We start from the raw sequence: 22,673 nt of genomic DNA on the forward strand, positions 1-22,673 counted from the left end.
TATTTTCAAATGTATGAATCCTTTTTATCGGACAGAAACCTTTCTTATTGAAGCAAAAAAAATGTTTTTTGATGACCCTTTAATAATCAGCCAGCGATCTCTCAACTTATCCACCAATTTTTAGACTTTCCATTTATTCCACTTATTTTCTATATTCTTCGGTGAGAGGATGATCATTGTCTGTTTAAGATCATTAAGAATCAATCCTCCATTATTTCCGGAATTGAAAATATTGAAAATTTCATCGCTTTTAGTATCCATGAACTGGTTAAAGAAAAACGCCTGCTGGAAATTATTTTCATACATTTTTAATTGCATCAGTGCATCAAAAATAACTTTTTTCCCGGCGGTCTGATCCTGGTTGAAAAGGTTGTCTAATCCTGCTCTATGATAAGTATAAATGGTAGAACGTAACTGGCTCCAGTTAGGGTTCATAATTTCGTTAATCAAAATAGAACGGCTTCTCGGCTCGTTGATGGTGTTCCAGCCCTCATAGTTTCTGTTTTGGGAATTCTGTGCAATCTGCTGCGCTTTTGCATACCATTGTGATCCTCCCATAGACTGGAAACTATCTGCATCCAGACCTAAAATAACATAAATGTAGAAACTGATTACATCGGTAAGATTCTTCCCGGAGAATTGTCTTTCATTAAAAATAAGGCTCTCATTTTCAATATATTCAAAAGCAAATCTCTGATCCTGAAGATTAATTAAAGGAGATTCGTAGGTCGTATTATACACAGGTCTTACCGCCTGAATAACAATAGATCCTTTGAATTTGTTAACATCTCTTTCTGCAATAACAATAGAAAAAGCACATTTTATTTTTTCAAAATTCTGAAGTCTTTTGCCTGTCCAGCTGGTATTATTGATAAAGTCCCGAAGACTTTTCTCTAACGCTTTGTACGCCTGCTGGTTACTTCCACCCAACTGTTGTGAGTTTACTTGTACTGTTGCCAACAGTTCCTGAGAAAAACTTTGGGTATATAGAAAAAACAGAAAAAATAAACTTATAATTTTTTTCATTGTCTATTAAAAATTGAGAACGGTAATTTATTAAAATTATTTTAAAAGTTGAGACTCAACAAAATTGAGAATATCTTTTGCTACATCATCCTTGGATTTCAGATTGAATTCCTTCTTCTCTGTTTTGGTAAATATCTTGATTTTATTGGTATCATTTTTAAAACCGGCTCCTTCATCACGAAGAGAATTGAGAACAATCATATCCAGATTTTTCTTTTCCAGCTTTCCTTTTGCATTTTCCTCTTCATTTTGAGTTTCCAGCGCAAATCCTACCAAAAACTGGTGGGTCTTCTTTTCACCCATTGTTTTAAGGATATCCGGATTTTTAACCAATTCAATCGTTAGGTTTTCATCGTTTTTTTTGATTTTTTCCTTGGCAACGTCTTTTGGAGCATAATCTGCTACTGCTGCACTGGCAATTCCTATGTCTATGCTGTCGTAAAATTCAAATACTTTGGCCAGCATTTCTTTGGCTGAAGTCACTTTATGAAGTTCAACATTCGGATCATTGATAGTTTGAAAACTCGGTCCTGAAATCAGAATTACTTTGGCTCCTCTTTTTGAAGCTTCTTCTGCAAGAGAGAATCCCATTTTTCCAGATGAATGATTTCCGATGAACCTTACCGGATCTATAGCTTCATAGGTAGGCCCTGCGGTAATTAAAACCGTTTTCCCTTCAAGGCTTCGTGAATGGATATTTGAATTCAAATAATGTTCTATCGTATTAAAGATAGTTGCCGGTTCTGCCATTCTTCCCTGCCCGATCAGTCCGCTGGCCAACTCTCCATTTTCCGCAGGAATAATAATGTGTCCAAAGCTTTCTGACAGCTCCAGATTCTTTTTTGTAGAAGGGTGTGCATACATATCAAGATCCATTGCAGGAGCTATGAATACGGGACATTTTGCAGACATATAGGTGGCAATAACAAGGTTATCACACATCCCGTGAACCATTTTAGACAGTGTATTGACTGTACATGGGGCTACGATCATAACATCCGCCCACAGAGCCATTTCTACATGACTGTTCCATGTTCCGTTATCACTATAAAAATCCGAATACACTGGTTTTTTGGATAATGTAGACAGACTTAGTTTCGTTACAAAGTTTTCTGCATCAGGAGTCATAATAACCTGTACTTCGGCACCTTTCTTCACAAAATCTCTGATCAGAAAGTGGATTTTGTAAGCCGCGATTCCTCCAGAGACAGCGATAAGTATCTTTTTACCGGAAACACTCATTTAGTTCTAATTTTTTGAAATACTAAAGTACTTATTTTTTCCCACACAATGAGGCTTTAAAACAACAAAGGTCATAAAAGAAGTGAATTCCTTTATGACCTTGATTTATTAAAATACAGAAGATTACTTTCTTTCTTCTGTTTTTCTGAAATAAACATCTTCGTTTAACCATTCTTCAATAGCAATTGAAGTTGGCTTTGGAAGCTTTTCGTAATGTTTAGAGATCTCAATTTGTTCTCTGTTTTCGAAAACCTCTTCTAATGTAGAATTGTGAACGGCAAATTCATCCAATTTGTTGTGAAGTTCCGTACGGATCTCCGCATTGATCTGCTCTGCTCTCTTTCCCATGATAACAATAGCTTCATAGATTGAACCTACTTTATCTTCAATCTTATCTTTGTCGTAAGTAATTGTATTTACTTCTGCTTTTGTATCTTTTACACTCATTTTGAGAAAATTATTTTTATTTTAAGATGGCAAATTTACGAATTATCTTTGAATTTTGAAAGTCGCCGCAGGAGGAGGTGTCTTAAGTGCTGCACTGTCCCTCTGTAACTGCATTGCTTTCTTTTCATTACTGATTTGATCTTTGATTTGCTGTTCTGTTTTATCTTTATCTGCCAGTTTTTCAGCTTCTTTTTTCTGTTTCGCAGTTAAAGCCGCAATTCTGGCCTCAGTTAGTTTTTTAACTCCTACGAAATTCTGTTTTTCTTTTTCCAGCTTTTCTCTAAGATCAGTTGCCGTTTTAGAGTATTCTGTGTTAGGAAGCTCTTTTTCTACGAGTTTTGTATAAGTAAGTGCACTTTCAATACGTTCATCTTTCAGACCATATATAGATTTCATCGCCAGTTCATAACGTGATTTCATGATATAGTCATAGATTTTTGAACGAAGTTTTGTACTTGGAAAGTCTTCCAAAACATTTTCAAATGCAACATTGGCTGCTTTATACTCACCCATTTTGTAGTATTGTCTTCCGTTTTCATAAGCTTTAAATTCTAGCTTATAAGACAATTCATCAATTAACTGGCTGATATTTTTAGATCTTTCAGAGTTAGGATAATTGTTCAGGAACTCCTGAAGCTCATTGATAGCCAATTCTGTACTTGACTGATCCAGGTTATAATCCATAGACCCTTCATAGTAACATAATGCAGACATATAGGCTGCTTCTTCTGCTCTAGGATCTTTAGGAAAACTTACTGCGAAATTTTTAAACTGGTGACCCGCCAGCTTATAACTTTTGTCATAATAGTTGGCATAAGCTGTGTTGAAACCTACGTTAGGAAAATCATCTGTTCCTGCCACAAGATTGGCAAGCCTGTCATAAAGAGCCAATGCATTTTTCCACTTTTTCTTAGCAAAATTATCATTAGCTGCTTTCAAGATAAATTCTTTATCAGCACTTCTCATTGCTCTTTCCTGCTGGCTTACGCAAGATGTAACCACCGCTACAGCAAAAAGACCTAAAATATATTTTTTCATATATAAAATTCAACAGTTTTCGGATTATACAGCCGATTTACTAATTTGCAAAAATATAACTTTTTTGCCAATAGATTTTTTTTTATGAATATTTAACGTAATTTTAGTCTGCAGCGTATCCCAAAATTGCAAAAACACTTAATAAAAGATTCATTCTCACCTTTTTCTCCGCTTCTTTTGCATAGGTTTCCTCATTTTTGCTCGGAACATAGAGCTCATAGAAATTTTTATTCCTGATGACAAATAAAGTGGATCCGATGATCATGGTAAGAATGTCTTCAGGTTTGGGAGTAAAAGTAAAAACGCCTGATGCAACTCCTTTCTTAATGACTTCATCCAGTTTTTTCACAAATAACTGATAGAAATCCAGCAGTTCATCTTTCAGGTTCTCTGTATGACGAAGTTCCTGGGTCACGAAACCATGAAAATAATTATACTTGAAAAGCTGAGAAACGATATATTTAATCATTTCCCGCAATTGCATTTCAGGTTTACCTTCTTTAATGGTATCTGCAAATTCTGAAAAATTTTCTCTTGTTTTCAGTACTCTGTACTGATAAAGATAGGACATCATTTTCTCTTTAGAACCGAAGTAGTAAGAGATCATGGCGACGTTGATATTTGCTTTAGAACAAATATCTCTTACAGAAGTTCCCTCATATCCTTTCTTGGCGATGAGCTCTTCTGCAATATCCAATATGTGAATCTGTTTTTCTGTAAATTTTTTTTTCATGAAGTGCACTTTGAGTAAAGTTAAGAAATTTTTAACACATTTATAAACGATCGTTTAATAATTTTAAATTAATTCTGAAAATACTTACTTTTGAATATGGATTTTTTTGATTTTCATCATCATAAGAAATATGTCAGAAACGGAATTTACAATATGAACATTGAGCAAATTCCGCCTGATTTCCCTTATTCTATTGGAATTCATCCCCAAGATATTGATGCTAATAATCTCGAACAACAGTTTTCATGGATGAAAAGTATGATGTTTCAAAATTGTTTTGCCATTGGTGAATGTGGTTTAGATTCTTTAGTTTCTATAGATCAGAAAATTCAGGAAGATGTTTTTTTAAGACAGATCAGGATCGCCAATGAAGTCAAAAAACCAATGATTATTCATTGTGTCAGAAAATTTTATGAGGTCATTTCTTTTAAAAAGAAAGCCGAACAACCTATGATCATTCATGGTTTTAATAAAAAACGTCAAATTGCTGAAGACCTTCTTGCCAATAATTTTTATCTGAGTTTTGGAAAAGCTGTTTTGTATAATTTATCTTTGCAGGATATTTTAAAAAACACTCCATTAGACAAATTCTTTTTAGAAACTGACAATGAAGATTTTAGCATCGAGGAATTGTATGATAAAGTTTCGGAAATAAAAGGTATTTCTTTGGAACAGCTCAATGAACAAATTTTAGAAAATTTACACTCAATAAAAAATGGATAAGTACTGGTTGGAAAGAACGGAACTTCTGGTAAAAGAAGAAGGCTTGGAAAAATTGAACAAAGCCACTGTTTTGGTTGTTGGTTTAGGCGGCGTAGGTTCTTTTGCAGCTGAATTTCTTGCAAGAGCCGGAGTTGGCAATATGACGATTGTGGATGGTGATACGGTAGATATTACTAATATCAACAGACAGTTACCTGCCTTACGTTCTACCGTAGGAAAACATAAAGTAGAAGTGGTTGCCGAAAGACTTTTAGATATTAATCCCGCTCTTAATTTAACCAAAATCAATGAGTTTCTAAATCCTGAAAGAATGGATGAAGTACTGGATTCTGCAAAATTTGATTATGTATTGGATTGCATAGACAGCGTTACTCCAAAACTCTGTCTGATTATTGCTGCCAAAAGAAGAAGGATAAAAATTGTAAGTTCCATGGGTGCCGGTGGAAAAACCGATCCAAGCAAGGTAATGGTAAGAGACATCAGCAAAACTGAACACTGCCATCTGGCAAGACAGGTAAGAAAAAGGCTGAAAAAAGTAAAAATAGACAAAGGTGTCCGTTGTGTTTTTGCTAATGATATTCAGGATGAAGAAAGTTTGAAAATGACGGACGGAACTAACTATAAAAGATCTTTTTACGGAACAATAAGTTATATGCCTGCCATTTTCGGTTTGTATACTGCTTCAGAAGTGATTAATCATTTATTAAATCAGGATTAAAATATTCTCTCACAGATTTCACAGATATTTAAAACGATTTTCATGTCTTAATCTCTGAAATCTGTGGGAGAAAAATAAAAAAATATATTTACACTTCGTAAATGACAAATTCCAAATATCCCAGAGCGGAAAAGCTCAAAAAAAACACAGAGATCAGTTTGCTTTTTGAGAAAGGTAAATGGAGAACGAGCGGAAACCTGAGAATTATTATTCTAAAGGATAAACCCAACCTTTCTGTAGAAGCTGCAAGATTTGGAGTTTCTGTTTCTAAGAGATATTTTAAAAGAGCAGTACACAGGAATCGTATCAAAAGGTTACTGAGAGAATGCTATCGTCTGAATAAAGATCTTTTCAGGCAAGCCTTTGGAGAAAAAACTATGGCGATGCTTTTTTGGGTTTCTCCTGAGATGCCTCCGAAATTCCAGGATGTGGAAGCACAGTTTATCAAACTCTGTGAAGCGCAGAAAAAATAATTTTTCCTTAAAATAAAAAAATCTGTGAGACATTTTCTTGCAGATTTTTTTATTTCCCAAAGATCGCACAGATTTTCACAGATAAAATCTTCTTTTTACTTTCTGGCAAATCACAAATAGTAAAGCTCAAAACCTCGTACCCCGCATCCCGTATCTGGAACTCTAAAATCAACAACGCTCCAAATATCATATAGTTTTTGTATTTTTAGGAAAACAATAAATCTGAAAATTAATATGTTAGACAACGTTCCCTATTTTTCTTATATAATCAGTGCATTTATTGGGATTGGACTGGCAGCGGCTACAGGCTTCCGGGTATTTCTTCCTATGTTTATTGTAAGCCTTGCCTCTTATTTCAACTGGATTCCAATGAATGAGCATTTTGAATGGCTTGCTGGTCTTCCCACACTTATTACGACAGGAATAGCCACTATTATTGAGATATTGGCTTATTACATCCCTTTTGTTGACCATTTACTGGATACTGTTTCTATTCCTATGGCAACAGTGGCTGGCTCAATATTATTTGCAAGTCAGTTTGCGGATCTTGGAACTTTCCCACAATGGGCTTTGGCATTAATTGCCGGTGGGGGCACAGCAGCTACGATTAGCTCTGGATTTGCAGGAATAAGGGCTGCTTCTACGGCGACAACCGGAGGTTTAGGAAACTCGATGGTAGGAACAACAGAGACAGCCGGTGCGGGTATCATGTCTATTCTTGCAATGGCAGCTCCGGTAATAGCTGCCATATTTGCCCTTATTACCTTAATTGTTGTTATTGTATTTAGGCGGAAGGCCTGGAAAAAATTAAGAAGCACTAAAAGCAATTCTCAGAAGTTATAAAATAAAAAGGTACTGTTCTAATCAGTACCTTTTTCTTTTTAATTTTTACTTCTGAAGTCCTTTATATCTTTAATCTTGGATTCAAAATATTCTTTTTTCTCAGGACTTTTTTTGATGAGTATTTCAAACGCTTTTATGGCCTTTGTATATAATTTCTGTTCAAAATAAAGATTAGCCAGTGTCTCTGTCATCAAATGCGAGATATCGTCATTCTTTTCTTTTACAACATAGGTACTTTCTTCTTTTAACTGACTGATTCTAGGATTGTTCTCAATAAAGCTCTCAATAGCTTTTTCTTTGATTTCTGATTTTTCCTTTTCAATCTCTTCTGTTCTGTCAATCTTAAGCCAGCTCTGCCATGTGTTGATAAAACCTGGAACATTGCTGTCTATGGATGATTGAGTCGTATTTTTCATAGTAACCTCCTGTACTTTTTCTACAGGTTCTTCTTTCTTTTCCTCCTGTTTTTCTTCAACCTTAAGAGTAGAAATATCAGTCCCAAAGAAGGAAACATTCATTACAGGCACATTTTCTTTTAAAGTCTCAGTATTAGCTTTTTCTTCTTCAACTGATTCAATGGGTTCAGAATGATTCTCTTCAATTTCTGATGTTTCTAATACTGGAGTAACTTTCTGCGTGGTTTCCGCAACAGTTTCGGAAGGACGTTCCTCTTCAATGATTACTTCAGGTTCTGTAACAAGAGTTACTTCCATTGCCGGAGCCGATACCTGTTCAGGCTTACTGATTAAAGAATCCGGCATATTGGATTCCACACTCATTGGTTTCCATGCAGGTTGTACTTCAGGAGCTTCTTCTATCTTTTCTTCAGTAACTTCAGGTTTAGTTTCCTCAACCACTGGCAACTGATTCTCAACAGTTTCTTCCTGTACCGGTTCTTCTTTTATTTCTTCAGGTTTTTCTTCACTTGTTGACCAGAAATGGAAGTTCTGAGTATCCGCGAAGCTAATTTCATGATCTTCAACTGTTTCAGGCTCTATTTCTTCTTCTTGCGGAACAAGTTTAGTTTCCTTCATTTTTTTCTCAACCTCTTCAATCAGGCGTCTCATTTCCTCCTCATGTTTATTGACATTCGGTTGGGAAATTTCAACGGTCTCCGTTATTTCTTCATTGTTGGCCTGAATCTTAACGTCCGGCATAAATGAATCTGTTCCATGGAAGCTCAGTTCAGCATCAACATCCTCTTCTGCAGACTGTTCTTCTCCGGAAGCAGGTATTGTTTCGCTATCTGTGACTTCTGCATTTATAGGTTTTCCCGCTAATGCTGCTTCAATATTTTCCTCAGACGGTAAAGTAGCGACTTCATGGAAGCTGATATTTTCCTCTTCTTCAATTTTTTCTTCCTCTTTTTCTGAAGAAATCTGATCTTCGTGAATGATAGTTTCCGGCGTAAACTCCTCTCCGTCATTCTCCTCAGCTTCAACTTGTACGGGTTCTATTTTCTCCTGAACCGGTTCTTCAACTATAGCCTCAGTTTTCTGGGTTACCAGAGTTCCGGATTCAAGAGTAGATTCAAGATCTATTATTTCAGAATTTTCTTTATCCAGGAAGTTTTCTTCTCCTTCAAATAAAATTCTGTTTCGTTCACCGTTTACGTAGATGTGCCTCACTTCATGTGAAGTTGGTAAAACACAAGTATTTTCTTTTTCCTCTGATGATTTTTCCAAGGAAACTTCCTCTTCTCTCCTGATGGGGAAGGATTGAGTCTTCGGTACCATTTGAGTAAGTTTTTCAATTGTTTTAGAAGATTTCTTCTCTTCCACAATTTCGGGTTTAGCCTCCTGTCTGATCTTTCCGTTGATCAGCTGATATAAAATCTTTTTATCAGTAGTATATGCAGCCGTTATAGAAAGCTCCTTCTGATAGTTTTCTTTTTCATACAGATGCACTCCATACAGATGAAGTGCCCTGATATTCTGAATATAAGGAAAAGTGTGAATCTCTTCTTTCAAAAGACCAAGGTCTTCTAACTGAATATTTTTCGGATTTTTTATTAATTCTAAAACTCTTGGATTCATCTTACCAATTCGCTACAATGTCGTTAAATATCTTATTAATAATTCTATCTGTTACCAGTTTTACCTGCTGGTCTTCGATCTGACTTAAGGATACATCACTATTGAAAGCCGCTTCATCAGAATACGTTCTGTCAAAACTTGCATCCGGATGAATTTTATTTTCATAATGTACCTTTACTGTAATCGTAAGTTTATTCTGTGCCTGTTGAATCACTCCTCCAGAAGGGTTAGTCTGGGTATTGGAACTGATTGTGGTAGGTGTAATGGAATAGTCAGTAATTTCTCCTTCTATCAGGATATCCGGATTTTCTTTTGTTCCTTTCAAAGTGGTTCTCTGAAGGAATCTGTTTTGTATTGCCGTAGAAAACTGCTGTGATAACGCAGGGTTTACAAGAGGTGCATTATTGGGAAATTCATTAATCTGAACTGTTTTCTCGTCCGTAAGAGATGATCCCGTAAAGCTGTAGCATGAATTTAAAACTCCCAGCAATGCAAAAAGCATTCCCGTTAACAGTGATTGTTTCAAGCCTATATTGTTAATTTTAAAATTCATTTTTAGATCCGATTTCAATAATTTCATCATACTCAATTTGTTGAATAGCATCTTCATAAGCAAAATAATTTGCGGTGTATAAGAATGGTAAGGTAAGAAAAATTCCTATCCCACAGGCAACAATACCAATCTGGGACAAAATACCCACTACCAATGAGAAAAGAAAAATTGACAATAGATTTCCTTTGCTCATGATTTTTGAAATATTCCAGGCTTCTTTTACTTCTCTGATTCCTTTAAGGCTGATTAACGGAATGATATAAAAGCCTTTTAGTACAAAGTAATATATAGCTGCTATTATTAAAAATACATAAGGGAACACAAATAGTGCAACCATTGGGTTAGATTCATCCCTTCCGGAAATTGCACCTGATATACCCAGGACCGCAACTAAAGGAATGTAAAGCAGTAAAACGCCTCCAAAAACAATTAACTGCAGGATAAAATAAGGCATGAAATCTTTGAAATCAAAAATATCTCCAGGACTTGCCGGCTGATTTCTGTTCAGCCTTTGAAGGTATTTGTATAAATTACCCATTGCAAGCAGTCCGCAGAACGGAATAATAGACATCACAAAGCAAACTAAAAATGCTATAAAAATATTCCCGAAATCTTTCTTTAAAAGTTCGACCCCTTTGTTAATGTATTCTCCGAGCTTAAAATTGATCGGCTTAGGTGTTAAATTGACTTTCATTATTTATGCAGTGTTAATCTTCCAGGTTATATTGTTTTATTTTTCTGTATAAAGTTCTTTGTGAGATCCCCAACTCATCTGCAGCTCTGTTCCTACGTCCTTTATGTTTCTCTAAAGCCTTTATAATCAAGTCTTTTTCATTATTCTGAAGAGAAAGTGATTCTGGTCTGTTTTCCTCAATTTCGATATCTTCAATATCTTCATAGCTGTCATCAGGAGTAGAAATAATTGTTGGAGTCTGAACTGACGGAGTATCATTATTATTATCAAAATATAACAAAGATCCGGAGTTCACCTGCGGCTGACTTTCAGGAGTATAAATCCTGTTAATCAGATTTTTCTCATGGTTGCTCAGATCTGATGTACCTCTGTTTTTGATCAGTTCCGAAGTTAAGGATTTTAAATCATTAATATCATTCCTCATATCGAATAGAATTTTATACATGATTTCTCTTTCACTTCCGAAATCGCTCTGTTTTGGAGTGCTTTGGGTATTGACAACCATTGGAAGATGTGTTTCCATAGGAATATACTCGGCAAGTTTCTCAGCGGTAATATTTCTGTTTCTTTCCACAACGGTCATCTGCTCTACTAAGTTTCTTAGCTGTCGGACGTTCCCCGGGAAAGAATAACTTTCTATGTAATGAACAGCACTTTGCTCCAGTTCCAGTTCCGGCATTCTGTATTTTTCTGCAAAGTCTATCGCAAATTTTCTGAATAACAAATGGATATCTCCTTTTCTTTCTCTTAAAGGCGGCATATCGATCTGAACGGTATTCAAACGGTAATACAAATCCTCACGGAATCTTCCGTCATGGATGGCTTTCATCATATTAACGTTGGTAGCAGCCACAATTCTCACATTGGTTTTCTGTACCTGTGAAGAACCTACTTTCATAAATTCACCACTTTCCAGCACTCTTAAAAGGCGAACCTGAGTTTGTAAAGGAAGTTCTCCTACCTCATCCAGAAAAATCGTTCCTCCGTCTGCTACTTCAAAATATCCTTTTCTTGTAGCTGTAGCCCCTGTAAAAGCTCCTTTTTCGTGTCCGAATAATTCGGAGTCTATAGTTCCTTCCGGAATTGCTCCACAGTTTACGACGATATAAGGCTGATGTTTTCTTCTGGATTCTGAATGAATGATTTTCGGAATAAATTCTTTCCCTACCCCACTTTCTCCAATCACAAGTACAGAGATATCTGTAGGTGCAACCTGGATAGATTTTTCGAGGGCACGATTGAGTGCAGGAAAGTTTCCGATAATTCCGAAACGGTTTTTTATGTTTTGTAGCTCGTTGCTCATAAGTAAATTTTTGATTATTGACTGAATGTTAATCTTCTACAGCTCTTCAATTTCTTTTCTGTAGACTTTGTTAAAGTGATGAGTGTAGACATCTTTCATGGTCTTCCTTCATCATACGTTTGTAAGGCTAACATTTTTAAATCCAAATAATCTTTGTTTCTGATCTTAGAAACTTTACTTTTAAAGTATATATTCTCAGCAAAGTCGTACTCTTTGCTTTGTTTTTCAAAATTTTCCAGGGCTCTGTCATATCTTCCCAGCTCGAAATAGGTAACTCCCAGCTGATAATGATCAAACATTCCCTTCACATAACCTCTGGTAGCCAGAAGCCTTTCTATAATTCCAGCCGCTTTTTCTTTCTGTCCTAAAGCACTGTAGGACATAGCTCTTACTATGTCCAGATTATAGTCTCCGTTTTGAGATCTTCCTAAGTCTCCGGGCTCATATTTTTTTAAACCTTCTAAATCCTGAATTGCTCCTTTATAGTCTCTTAAGAACTGAAACTTCGTCCAGCCTCTGTAACCAAGGTGCATTTTGGGGTCTAAAGCAACTGCTTTATCCATTAAAATTTTCCAGGTTACAAAATCTCCGTTTTTAAGATATGGAACTGCTTTTTCCATATAAGCATGGGAGAAATCGGGACACAATTCAATGGCTTTATCGAAACCTTCCTGAGATTCTGCAAACCCCTGTAAATCTGAAGCCCAGTTGTATAACTCACACGCTTTTTTGCAGTTCTCACCCTCTACTGCATTACAGTTGACCTGTGCAATAGTATTGGTGTAAACGATAAGTAACAAAAAGCTAAGGTAATACCTCTGAAACTTTTCCATTTTCAATTTTATAGGTTAAATACTGATAATAATCTACTTTTAAACCTTTTATCTCTTTCGGCATCCAGCCATTGAGTGATTTTGTAAACTGCAGCAGCTTATTTTCCAATTCTTCATCCAGTACAGAATCTTTCAGATCCGGCTCATATGCTGTAATCTGAAGAGACCTGTCTTTCCTTCACAATTTACTAAAAATCTCACGGTAATATAACCGCTGATCTTTTTTTCAGAATATATATTTTCTTTTTTAAGTTTTTCAGTGATCGCAATCTTTTCACCCTTATAGCTAAATTCCTTTGAACCCTGATAATACTGAAAACTGAAATTTCCCCATTTTTCTGAGCCACACTTCTTAAAATCAGCATTATCCAATTTCGCATCGAATTCGATATCTCCTACGGTTGCAGGATATTTTTTTATATTTTTTTCTGTCTGACAGGATACCAGGGCAAACGAAAACATTGCAAAAAGATAAACTGCTTTGATCACTGCTTAATTTTACTCTGCTGTTCTCCCTAAAAGTGTGCCCTGTGTGTTATCATGAACAAAAACGTTCACAATGTCACCTATGTTCTGTCCTTCCAGTTTATCAAAGACACATACGGCATTCTGAGAGTTTCTTCCTTTCCATTGGTTTTTATTCTTCTTGGAAATTCCTTCAATCAGAACTTCGTGTACTCTTCCGACATAAGATTTCATTCTCTGGTTTGAAAGCTCACCCTGAAGAGCAATAACCTCAGCAAGACGTCTTTGTTTCACATCAGCCGGAATATTATCTTCCATTTTTTTGTGAGCCGGTGTTCCCGGTCTTTCTGAGTAGGCAAACATATAACCGTAGTCATATTCTACTTCTTTCATCAGGCTTAAGGTATCCTGGTGATCTTCTTCAGATTCATTACAGAATCCAACGATCATATCCTGAGAGAATGCTACTTCCGGAACAATTTCCTTCGCTTTTCTGATCAGATCAAGGTATTCTTCACGGGTGTGCTGTCTGTTCATTGCTTCAAGCATATTATTGCTTCCACTTTGTACAGGAAGGTGAACATATTTACAGATGTTATTATGCTTTGCCATCATTTTGAATACATCCAGACTCATATCCTGAGGATTTGAAGTAGAAAATCTGATTCTCAGTTCCGGAACGGCTTTAGCCACTAAATCAAGAAGCTGAGCAAAATTAACGGCTGTTGCTTTCTGCATTTCAGAAGCTTTGGCAAAGTCTTTTTTAGGACCTCCTCCATACCAAAGGTAAGAGTCTACGTTTTGGCCTAAAAGGGTAATTTCTTTATATCCGTTATGGGCAAGATCTTTACATTCTTCAATAATAGAGTGTGGATCACGGCTTCTTTCTCTTCCTCTGGTAAAAGGAACTACACAGAATGTACACATATTATCGCAACCTCTGGTAATGGTAACAAATGCGGTAACTCCGTTTCCTCCTAAACGAACAGGATTGATATCTGCATAAGTTTCTTCTTTGGAAAGAATTACGTTAATCGCATCTCGTCCATCATCGGTTTCTTTTAAAAGATTTGGTAAGTCTCTGTAGGCATCTGGACCTACAACAAGATCAACCAGTTGTTCTTCTTCTAAGAACTTGGTTTTCAATCTTTCTGCCATACATCCCAGAACTCCTACCGTCATATTCGGTCTTTCTTTTTTCAGATTTTTGAACTGAGAAAGACGCATTCTTACGGTCTGTTCTGCTTTTTCACGGATGGAACATGTATTTAAAAGAATCAGGTCTGCTTCTTCAACTTTCATCGTTGTATTATAGCCCTGTTCATTAAGAATGGATGCAACAATTTCAGAGTCAGAGAAATTCATCTGACAACCATAGCTTTCTAAAAACAGTTTTTTAGAGTTCTCCGGTCTTTCTGCAATAGCAAAAGCTTCGCCCTGTTTTGTTTCGTCTATATATTTTTCCTGCACGATAATCGATTTAAGGTCCGCAATTTTAAATTACGAACAAATAAGTTTGCAAAGATACAAAATATTGTGACAGAATGTCAGGAGATTATCTGTATCTGTTATCATGGAAATTTTGATCCATTATTTTATCCTGATCTTCCAACTCTTTCTGAAGGTCAAATTGTTGAAAAATTGGTTGACTAATTTTAGCTCTAATTGGAATATTATTAAATGTAGCAGGATTCCATTTTCCTTTTATTCTAGACAGACTATTGATGATATCTTTCTTTTCATAGTCAAAAAAATCACCTTCAATCTTGAAATCCTCCATTTCGCCATTCTCATTGACAACAAATGTCAACAAAGCTCCTTTGTCCTCATTTTTCTTTATGAATCTTTCAAAAATGGACTTAACCTCAAATCCAAAAGCTTTTATTCCTTTTTTAAAAGTTGGGCCTTTCTTTTCGTTTTTACTTGGATCATCTTTGGAATTAACTAAATAAAAAGGATTTATTTCAATTTTGGCAATTGCTCCCACAAATTTCCCGTTCACTTTTGCCGGCATCCATTTTTTGAGATGGGGAATAATTTTACGGTTGAAATCAAATGCACATTTATTTTTTTGAATATCTACAGTGTCAAAATCTTTAACATAATGGATGGTTGAATTTTCATGCACAAGAATCTGTACATTATACCGTTCTTCACTTTTTTCACAAGGCAGCAATTTTTGTTCTTTAACAACCTTTATCATTTCCTTATTTAATTGATTCAACCCACCCGCATAAAAATCTTGGCCATAAGGATATTTATCCAAAACTTCATTTTGAGCAAAAATTAATTTTGTTATAAAGAAAGTGATGAGCAACAAAAATTTCTTAATCATGATTATAGGGTATTATTAATAGAACTGATTGTTATTTATTGTTGTAGAATCAGCTGAAACTCTTTTTTTTTTGATAATGGTTTCCATTTGATTTTTATTCTTTCCAGAGCTTATTTTATCCCTTTAATAAATACCTCCCTGCGTTTAAATTTTGAAAAGAAAACCTTTGCATCTAATCAATATCCACAGACATTGAAGAGAAGTTCATTTTAACTTTAATCTGGGAAGCTACAGGTTGCCCGCCACAAGATGCCGGAGTCCAGTTTTTCTTTATTCTTCTTACTACATATTGCATATCATCAAAAAAAACTTCACTATTCTGTACTTTGGGCATTCCTTTCACATCTACTACTTTTCCTTTAGCATCAAGCACTAAGGTAAATGTAAAATCACCTGTAAGAGCATAGAAATCAGAATTCAGGTATGCGTACATATATTTGTGTAGGATTTCTTTATAAGCCGCAACACCTCCTTCATAGGCTGCAGGTTTAAAATCATTACATTTTACAGCCACCTGCATAAAAGGTTCTTTGATATCTATTTTCAGAACATTTTTATTGCTCTCCCTGATAAAAGAATCATCACGTTCTTCCTGATCCTGTGCAAAGGAAAAATTCACTGCACACAAAGTCAAAAATAAAAGTATTGTTCTCATAATTTTGTTTCCTATATAATAAGCAAAGGTAAATAATTAGCTTCTTTATAGAAAAGAAAAACTTCACACTGAGTATGAAGTTTTAAAATTTAAATATTGTGAAGGAGAGACAGGTTTTGAAATCGTCGCTCTTTACATCCTACAGCAAACCTTTAATATGTTTATAATTGCTTTTTACAGTTTCAAAAACCTCATCCATTTTACCCCCAAGCATCAATTGAGCCATAGATTTGGTCATTCCCATGATCTGGTCAAATTCAATCTTGGGAGGAAGAGCCAGTGCATTAGGATTGGTGAAAATATTCAGAAGATAAGGTCCATTGTGATCCAGACATTCTTTGATAGCACTTTCTACTTCTTCGGGAAGATGAACATTTTTTCCCGGATAGCCCATCGCATGTGCGACCATAGCAAAATCAGGATTGATCATATCTGTTTCATTGTCCGGCATTCCACCAACTTCCATTTCCAGCTTTACCATTCCCAGGGTTCTGTTATTGAAAACAATTAATTTTATAGGGAGTTTATACTGAAAAATAGTGGCCATATCACCTAAAAGCATAGATAATCCTCCGTCTCCACACATGGCAATCACCTGTTTTCCAGGATGTGCTAAAGCAGCCCCGATAGCCATTGGCATTGCATTCGCCATTGATCCGTGATTGAATGAACCCAGCATTTTCCTTTCTCCGGTTCCTGTAATAAATCTTGCTCCCCAAACACAGCACATTCCGGTATCTACCGTAAAAATAGCATCATGTTTAGCAAGTTTGTTTAAAGTATGCGCCACATATTCCGGCTGAATAGCATTCTCTTTTCCAGAATCTTTGACATACTCCAATTGGTTTTCTTTCACTTTATCATAAAATGCCAGCTGCTCGTTCAGGAAATGAACATCAGTTTTTTCGTCAAGTAAAGGCAGTAAGGCTTTAATGGTTTCTTTGACATCTCCTGTAAGTCCCAACTCCAGTTTTGCTCTTCTTCCTAATCTTTCAGGACTTTCATCAATCTGAACGATTTTATTTTTTACAGGCATGAATTTCTGATAGGGAAAATCCGTCCCAAGAAGAATAACGAGATCAGCTTCGTGCATGGCGTGATACGCTGAAGGAAATCCTAACAATCCTGTAAGTCCCACTTCATTAGGGTTATTGGGCTGGATAGCCATTTTTCCTCTAAATGAATATCCTACGGGCGCTTTTAACAGATTAGACAAAGCAATCACTTCATCACGGGCTTCAGCAGCACCTATTCCACAATATAATGTTACTTTTTTGCTTTTATTTATAAGTCCCGATAAGCTTTTTAGTTCATTATCACATGGTCTTATCACAGGATTGGTTTTAAAGATTTGGGTGGAAGTAGAACCTTCTTCAGCATCCAGTTCAGAAACGTCTCCCGGAAGTCCTATCACAGCAACTCCTTTTTTGGAAATTGCATGTTGAATAGCAGTCTGTACCGTTCTTTGTACCTGCTCCGGCCGGGTAATCATCTGGTTGTAGTAGCTACAGTCATCAAAAAGTTTTATTGTGTTCGTTTCCTGAAAGTAATCCATTCCCATTTCATCACTGGGAATCGTGGAAGCAATCACCAACATGGGGACATGGGAACGATGTGCTTCATAAACTCCGTTAATCAAATGAACATGTCCTGGACCACAACTTCCGGCACACACTGCCAAACCATCAAGCTCAGCTTCTGCAGCAGCAGCATAAGCTCCTACTTCTTCATGCCTTACATGAATCCACTGAATATTGCTTTTTTTGACCGCAATATTCAAATGGTTGAGACTATCGCCGGTTACTGCATAAATTCTTTTCACATTGGCATTTTCGAGCATTTCAACAATCTGCTCTGCGATGTTTTTTGCCATAATTACTCTGTTTTGGTGGTTGTTTTTGGGTGAAAAATAGTAATTGAGAAAGATAATTCCCATCCTATCTCTATCAAATTTAGCTAATTAAATTTAAATTTTCCCGTTATTACCATGTTAAAACTTTGTGAATTTATGATGAAACCTTACAGATTGAGTGTTTACTTTAAAACAAAACAGCCACCCAAAAAAGGCGGCTGTTTATATCATATGTTTCGGATTTTACATCGCTATTTCTATCTGATTTCTCAACAGATCTTCAAATTCGTCTCTCTTACGGATAAGGTGTGCTTTTCCGTCTAAGAACAACACTTCAGCAGGTTTTAATCTTGAATTGAAGTTTGAACTCATTTCAAAACCATAAGCTCCTGCATTGTGGAAAGCAAGGATATCTCCTTCTCTCACTTCATTCAGTTTTCTGTCCCATGCGAATGTATCCGTTTCACAGATGTTTCCTACTACCGTGTAAATTCTTTCTGCTCCTTTCGGATTAGATAGGTTCTCAATCATATGGTAAGAATCATAGAACATTGGTCGGATCAGGTGATTAAATCCTGAATTCACACCAACAAAAACAGTAGCCGTCGTCTGCTTGATTACATTAGCTTTCACCAATAAATATCCGCTTTTCCCAACTAAGAATTTCCCGGGTTCAAACCATAATTCGAATTTCTTCCCTGTAGATTTTGAAAATTCAGAAATTACTTTTTCTACTTTTTTACCTAATGTTCTTACATCAGTTTCTTCTTCACTGTCCTGGTAAGGGATTTTGAAACCACTTCCCATATCCAGATATTTCAGGTTCGGAAAATGCTCAGAAAGCTCCAGCATAATCTCCAAAGCCTGAAGAAATACATCCGGATCCTTAATTTCGCTTCCTGTATGCATGTGAAGTCCTTCAACATTCAGGTTGGTACTTTTCATCACTCTTTCGATGTGACGAACCTGGTGAATGGAAATACCGAATTTACTGTCGATATGCCCTGTTGAAATCTTATAGTTACCGCCGGCAAAAATATGTGGGTTAATTCTTACTAAAATCGGATAAGTATTTCCGTATTTATTCCCGAATTGTTCAAGAATAGAAATGTTATCAATGTTAATATGAACTCCAAAAGTCATTGCTTCTTCTATTTCAGCCAGGTCAACACAATTGGGAGTAAACAATATCTTTTCTTTCGAAAATCCTGCCTTCAATCCTAGTTTAACTTCGTTAATAGATACACAATCCAAAGATGCACCCAGGTTCTTGACATATTTAAGAATATTGATATTCGTTAAAGCCTTCGCTGCGTAGAAGAACTTCGTATGTTTTAAAAATGAAGAGGTAAGTTTTTCGTATTGAACTTTGATGGACTCCGCATCATAAACATACACTGGTGTACCAAACTCATTGGCAATTTTTAATAATTCTTTTGAATTCATAATTTCATTTTAACATAAAAAAAGGCAGATTCTTCAGAAAAGAGCCTGCCACATTGATTATTTTTTATGCAAGACAACTCTTTTAAATATTCCAAACCTTAGAGAACTTTACAGCTCCCTTTTTTCCAGTTTTATTTTGTTTAAAATTTTGCATTGCTTGTATTTATTTTTTGCAAAAATACTATTTATTTTTTACTTTTTAAAAATTGATTTTACAAGTATTGTCTTCAGAAGACAACTTGTAACGTATAGACACTCTTTTACTTCGGTAACGGTAATGTCTCAAAATCCCCGCGAAGAAGCGCCAACTGCAATTCGTTATTCAGATCTGTGGAAGATAGCGGAAGATCAATTTTCAACTTAGCCAGCTTACTCAGTGTCTGAATCTGCGTAAACAGCTCATAGAATCCAAAGGAAACCACCTTCCCGTTTTCTATGATTAAAAATAACTTTTCTCCTAATTTTCTTCCAGGCCCAAGCCAAAGTTCATTTCTTTTTCTGAATTCAATTTTTTGTTTCAAAACAGAAAAATCTTTAAATTCTTCCTGAGAACCAATAAACTGAACAGCTTTTGTCCCCTGAGTAAATGATCTGAATTTCAAAACCGGTTTCTCAGTTTTATTAAGTTTATTTTTCTCAACCACATATTTATTATTCCTGAAATATAAGCCGAAAGGTAAAACTTCTTTCTTTTTAATATTCTTGGAATTCAGGATCAGTTTGGCAATAATATCTGTTCCGGTAAGCTCAAAATTAATCTGCTCAACATCTTTCTGAATCTGTTCCCATTTTTTTGATTTGGAATTGAATACTTTTTTCGAAAACTTGTTAATGTCCTGAACATAATCAGAGAACATGATACGCCCAGCTTCATCCTGAAAGTATACAAATCCCTTATCATTAGGAAGATCCTGGGTCAGTTCTTTGATCTTATTGATATACGTTTTGGCGTTAGACTCATCGTGCTGCTTCTGAATGATTTCATTTTCGGTATCTTTCGAAATCAGAAGTTTGAAAAGTTCTAAGGTAGCTCTTGCATCACCTTCCGCCCTGTGATGATTGGTCAAAGGAATACCCAATGATTTCACCAGTTTTCCCAACGAATAACTTACCTCATCTGGAATCAGTTTTTTCGCTAACGGAATTGTATCTAAAGTATTGATTTTAAAATCATAACCAAGCCTTTTGAATGACTGGCGAAGCATCCTGTAATCAAAATCAATATTATGCCCTACCAAAGTTGTATTTTGAGTAATTTCTATCACTCTTTTGGCAATTTCATGAAATTTTGGAGCAGTTTTGACCATTTTCGGGGTAATACTGGTCAGTTTTTGTACATAAGGAGTAATATCACCTTCTGGGTTTACCAGAGATATAAACTGGTCTATAATTTTCTGACCGTCATATCTGTAAATGGCGATATCTATAATGCATTCATTTCTATAACCTGCACCATTACTTTCTATATCTATAATTGAATACATGAATGTGTGTTAACTACTGTTTTTCTAGTTTAATATTTAAAACCGGTCTCTTATTCCCCAATAAAATACGGTCTTATTTTTCTTTGTTAAGTAAAGATAACCTGCTAAAATAACAAAAAATATATCAAAATACAGCAGGTTGCCTTTCAAAATTATCTTCTTCTGCCTCCCAAACCGAACATTCCGAGAATAGCTTTTGCTCCTTCTCTCATTAATGTAGAGGTAAAAGTACGGCCAGCTTTACTCTGCAATACCTGTTCAAACATTCCGGGTTCTTCCTTTACCGGTCTTGTCTTTTGTGTAGGTGACGGGTTTTGTGCAGCCTGTTCCATCCTGTTAGTAAGCATTTCGTAAGCAGATTCTCTGTCAATTGCCTGCTCATATTTTGCAACAAGTGCTGATCTTGAAGTCAGATCAGAAATTTCTGCCTCGTTCAAAACATCCATTCTTGATTCCGGAGAGATCAGATAAGTATGTACTAATGGGGTTGGAATTCCTTTTTCATCAAGAGCTGTAACAAATGCTTCTCCAATTCCTAAATTCTGGATCAGACTGGAAGCATTATAGTATTCTGTGGTAGGATAATTTTCAACGGCTTTGGTAATTTCTTTTTTATCTTTCGCGGTAAATCCTCTCAGTGCATGCTGTATTTTCAATCCTAATTGGGAAAGAACATTTTCAGGAACATCACCGGGAATCTGTGTAATAAAGTAGATCCCAACTCCTTTGGAACGGATCAGTTTCACCATTGTTTCGATCTGTGAAAGAAGCGCTTTCGAAGCTTCATCAAAAATCAGGTGGGCTTCATCAATGAATAATACCAATTTCGGCTTTCCGCTATCTCCTTCTTCCGGAAATGTCATATAAATTTCCGCAAAAAGAGAAAGCATAAACGTGGAGAAAAGCTGTGGCTTGTTCTGGATATCCGCCACTCTTAAGATATTAACTACTCCTTTTCCGTCTCTTGTTTCCAGTAAGTCATGAACATCAAAGCTTAATTCACCGAAAAATCCTGCTGCTCCCTGTTGCTCCAGGGCTACAATAGATCTTAAAATAGCTCCGAGAGACGCTGGGGCAATAGATCCGTAATTGGCCGCAAGCTCGGCTTTTCCTTGTGCGTTATCTGTCACATACTGCAATACTTTCTTCAAATCGTTAAGATCGATCAATGGAAGGCCTTTATCATCACAATATTTGAAGACAATAGACATGATGCTTTGCTGCGTATCATTCAATTCAAGGATTTTACTTAATAAAACAGGTCCGAATTCTGTAACAGTAGCTCTCAATTTTACACCTTTTCCTCCGGAAATGCTCATGAGTTCTACCGGAAAACCTTGCGGATTATAGGGAAGCTGTGTTTTGGCATATCTTTCTTCTATGATAGCATTCATCTGGCCGGCTTCTGCAATCCCGGAGAAATCTCCTTTAATATCAAGAACCAAAGAGGGAATTCCTGCATGAGAAAGCTGTTCTGCAAATACCTGTAATGTTTTTGTCTTTCCTGTTCCCGTAGCTCCGGCAATAAGACCGTGACGGTTTATGGTTTTCAGGGGAATGGTTACGTTCACTTCTGTGACTACTTCTCCGTCCAACATTCCTTTTCCTAATATTATATGCTCTCCTTTGGGAGTGTATCTAGTGTTAAGTTCTTCAATAAATTGTGTTTTGTCTGCCATTTGATCGCTTTTTTAACTTATAAATATAAAATTTTTTGTAAAAATTTGAGTAAATAAAATAATATTATTGATTAAATTATATTCTTAGTTCTCTA

Annotated in this window: 22 protein-coding genes; 4 read left to right on the forward strand and 18 right to left on the reverse strand. The window is 35.9% G+C overall.

Going from position 1 to position 22,673, the window contains the following annotated elements; genetic code table 11:
- Positions 1–120 precede the first annotated feature (120 nt).
- The 5 genes from porD to REB14_RS13260 all read right to left on the reverse strand — a co-directional run bounded on the left by porD (position 121) and on the right by REB14_RS13260 (position 4,486).
- On the reverse strand, positions 121–1,026 hold the full coding sequence (gene porD, locus REB14_RS13240; protein WP_079243535.1) for a type IX secretion system protein PorD: 906 nt from the start codon (positions 1,024–1,026) through the stop codon (positions 121–123).
- A 36-nt stretch (positions 1,027–1,062) separates the two neighbouring features.
- A complete protein-coding gene (coaBC, locus tag REB14_RS13245) occupies positions 1,063–2,268 on the reverse strand; it encodes a bifunctional phosphopantothenoylcysteine decarboxylase/phosphopantothenate--cysteine ligase CoaBC (protein ID WP_309522405.1) in 1,206 nt (401 codons plus the stop codon).
- Between the two features lie 123 nt (positions 2,269–2,391).
- Positions 2,392–2,715, reverse strand: a complete 324-nt coding sequence (locus REB14_RS13250; RefSeq protein ID WP_034681463.1) for a DNA-directed RNA polymerase subunit omega — start codon at positions 2,713–2,715, stop codon at positions 2,392–2,394.
- Positions 2,716–2,757: 42 nt separating this feature from the next.
- Positions 2,758–3,753: an outer membrane protein assembly factor BamD gene (locus REB14_RS13255; protein ID WP_079243537.1), complete on the reverse strand. Its 996-nt coding sequence runs from the start codon at positions 3,751–3,753 to the stop codon at positions 2,758–2,760.
- 103 nt (positions 3,754–3,856) lie between these two features.
- The gene (locus REB14_RS13260) at positions 3,857–4,486 is read right to left on the reverse strand and encodes a TetR/AcrR family transcriptional regulator (RefSeq protein ID WP_034692722.1); all 630 of its coding nucleotides are present in this window, start codon (positions 4,484–4,486) and stop codon (positions 3,857–3,859) included.
- Positions 4,487–4,582: 96 nt separating this feature from the next.
- Here REB14_RS13260 and REB14_RS13265 point away from each other — a divergent pair, with 96 nt between their 5' ends.
- The 4 genes from REB14_RS13265 (at position 4,583) to REB14_RS13280 (ending at position 7,243) form a co-directional block, all read left to right on the forward strand.
- Positions 4,583–5,209 (forward strand): TatD family hydrolase, encoded by a 627-nt coding sequence (locus REB14_RS13265; protein WP_034692723.1) that lies wholly within the window; start codon positions 4,583–4,585, stop codon positions 5,207–5,209.
- Entirely contained in the window at positions 5,202–5,927 is a 726-nt protein-coding gene (locus REB14_RS13270; protein ID WP_079243538.1) for a tRNA threonylcarbamoyladenosine dehydratase, read from the forward strand. The genes REB14_RS13265 and REB14_RS13270 overlap by 8 nt, the downstream gene beginning before the upstream one ends.
- Before the next feature lie 101 nt (positions 5,928–6,028).
- A complete protein-coding gene (rnpA, locus tag REB14_RS13275) occupies positions 6,029–6,400 on the forward strand; it encodes a ribonuclease P protein component (RefSeq protein WP_034692725.1) in 372 nt (123 codons plus the stop codon).
- Between the two features lie 234 nt (positions 6,401–6,634).
- Complete coding sequence (locus tag REB14_RS13280; protein WP_309522406.1) at positions 6,635–7,243, forward strand: DUF4126 domain-containing protein; 609 nt, start codon at positions 6,635–6,637, stop codon at positions 7,241–7,243.
- 38 nt (positions 7,244–7,281) lie between these two features.
- Here the strand turns inward: REB14_RS13280 and REB14_RS13285 are convergent, their stop codons facing one another.
- The 13 genes from REB14_RS13285 to REB14_RS13345 form a co-directional block, all read right to left on the reverse strand.
- Positions 7,282–9,279, reverse strand: a complete 1,998-nt coding sequence (locus REB14_RS13285; RefSeq protein WP_309522407.1) for a hypothetical protein — start codon at positions 9,277–9,279, stop codon at positions 7,282–7,284.
- 1 nt (position 9,280) lies between these two features.
- A complete protein-coding gene (locus REB14_RS13290) occupies positions 9,281–9,832 on the reverse strand; it encodes an LptE family protein (protein WP_079244013.1) in 552 nt (183 codons plus the stop codon).
- On the reverse strand, positions 9,822–10,526 hold the full coding sequence (locus tag REB14_RS13295) for a hypothetical protein (protein ID WP_079243541.1): 705 nt from the start codon (positions 10,524–10,526) through the stop codon (positions 9,822–9,824). Before REB14_RS13295 ends, REB14_RS13290 begins: the two co-directional genes overlap by 11 nt.
- A 13-nt stretch (positions 10,527–10,539) precedes the next feature.
- Positions 10,540–11,829 (reverse strand): sigma-54 interaction domain-containing protein, encoded by a 1,290-nt coding sequence (locus tag REB14_RS13300; protein ID WP_079243542.1) that lies wholly within the window; start codon positions 11,827–11,829, stop codon positions 10,540–10,542.
- A gap of 95 nt (positions 11,830–11,924) precedes the next feature.
- Positions 11,925–12,662 carry a tetratricopeptide repeat protein gene (locus tag REB14_RS13305; protein WP_309522408.1) on the reverse strand — a complete coding sequence of 246 codons (738 nt, stop codon included), beginning with the start codon at positions 12,660–12,662 and terminating at the stop codon, positions 11,925–11,927.
- Positions 12,663–12,794: 132 nt separating this feature from the next.
- A complete protein-coding gene (locus REB14_RS13310) occupies positions 12,795–13,151 on the reverse strand; it encodes a hypothetical protein (RefSeq protein WP_309522409.1) in 357 nt (118 codons plus the stop codon).
- A 9-nt stretch (positions 13,152–13,160) separates the two neighbouring features.
- Positions 13,161–14,597 (reverse strand): tRNA (N6-isopentenyl adenosine(37)-C2)-methylthiotransferase MiaB, encoded by a 1,437-nt coding sequence (gene miaB / locus REB14_RS13315; protein WP_079243545.1) that lies wholly within the window; start codon positions 14,595–14,597, stop codon positions 13,161–13,163.
- An 85-nt stretch (positions 14,598–14,682) separates the two neighbouring features.
- The gene (locus REB14_RS13320; RefSeq protein WP_309522410.1) at positions 14,683–15,462 is read right to left on the reverse strand and encodes a hypothetical protein; all 780 of its coding nucleotides are present in this window, start codon (positions 15,460–15,462) and stop codon (positions 14,683–14,685) included.
- A gap of 172 nt (positions 15,463–15,634) precedes the next feature.
- Positions 15,635–16,117, reverse strand: a complete 483-nt coding sequence (locus REB14_RS13325; protein ID WP_309522411.1) for a hypothetical protein — start codon at positions 16,115–16,117, stop codon at positions 15,635–15,637.
- A gap of 139 nt (positions 16,118–16,256) precedes the next feature.
- Positions 16,257–17,990, reverse strand: coding sequence for a thiamine pyrophosphate-dependent enzyme (locus REB14_RS13330; protein ID WP_309522412.1), 1,734 nt, complete (start codon positions 17,988–17,990; stop codon positions 16,257–16,259).
- A 222-nt stretch (positions 17,991–18,212) separates the two neighbouring features.
- Positions 18,213–19,415 (reverse strand): diaminopimelate decarboxylase, encoded by a 1,203-nt coding sequence (lysA, locus tag REB14_RS13335; RefSeq protein WP_309522413.1) that lies wholly within the window; start codon positions 19,413–19,415, stop codon positions 18,213–18,215.
- Positions 19,416–19,675: 260 nt separating this feature from the next.
- The gene (locus REB14_RS13340) at positions 19,676–20,899 is read right to left on the reverse strand and encodes a 3'-5' exonuclease (RefSeq protein WP_309522414.1); all 1,224 of its coding nucleotides are present in this window, start codon (positions 20,897–20,899) and stop codon (positions 19,676–19,678) included.
- A 152-nt stretch (positions 20,900–21,051) separates the two neighbouring features.
- Complete coding sequence (locus REB14_RS13345) at positions 21,052–22,578, reverse strand: helicase HerA-like domain-containing protein (protein ID WP_079243550.1); 1,527 nt, start codon at positions 22,576–22,578, stop codon at positions 21,052–21,054.
- Positions 22,579–22,673: the final 95 nt, after the last annotated feature.

Origin of the sequence: Chryseobacterium metallicongregator, from assembly GCF_031324065.1 — a bacterium.
Classification (GTDB): domain Bacteria; phylum Bacteroidota; class Bacteroidia; order Flavobacteriales; family Weeksellaceae; genus Chryseobacterium; species Chryseobacterium metallicongregator.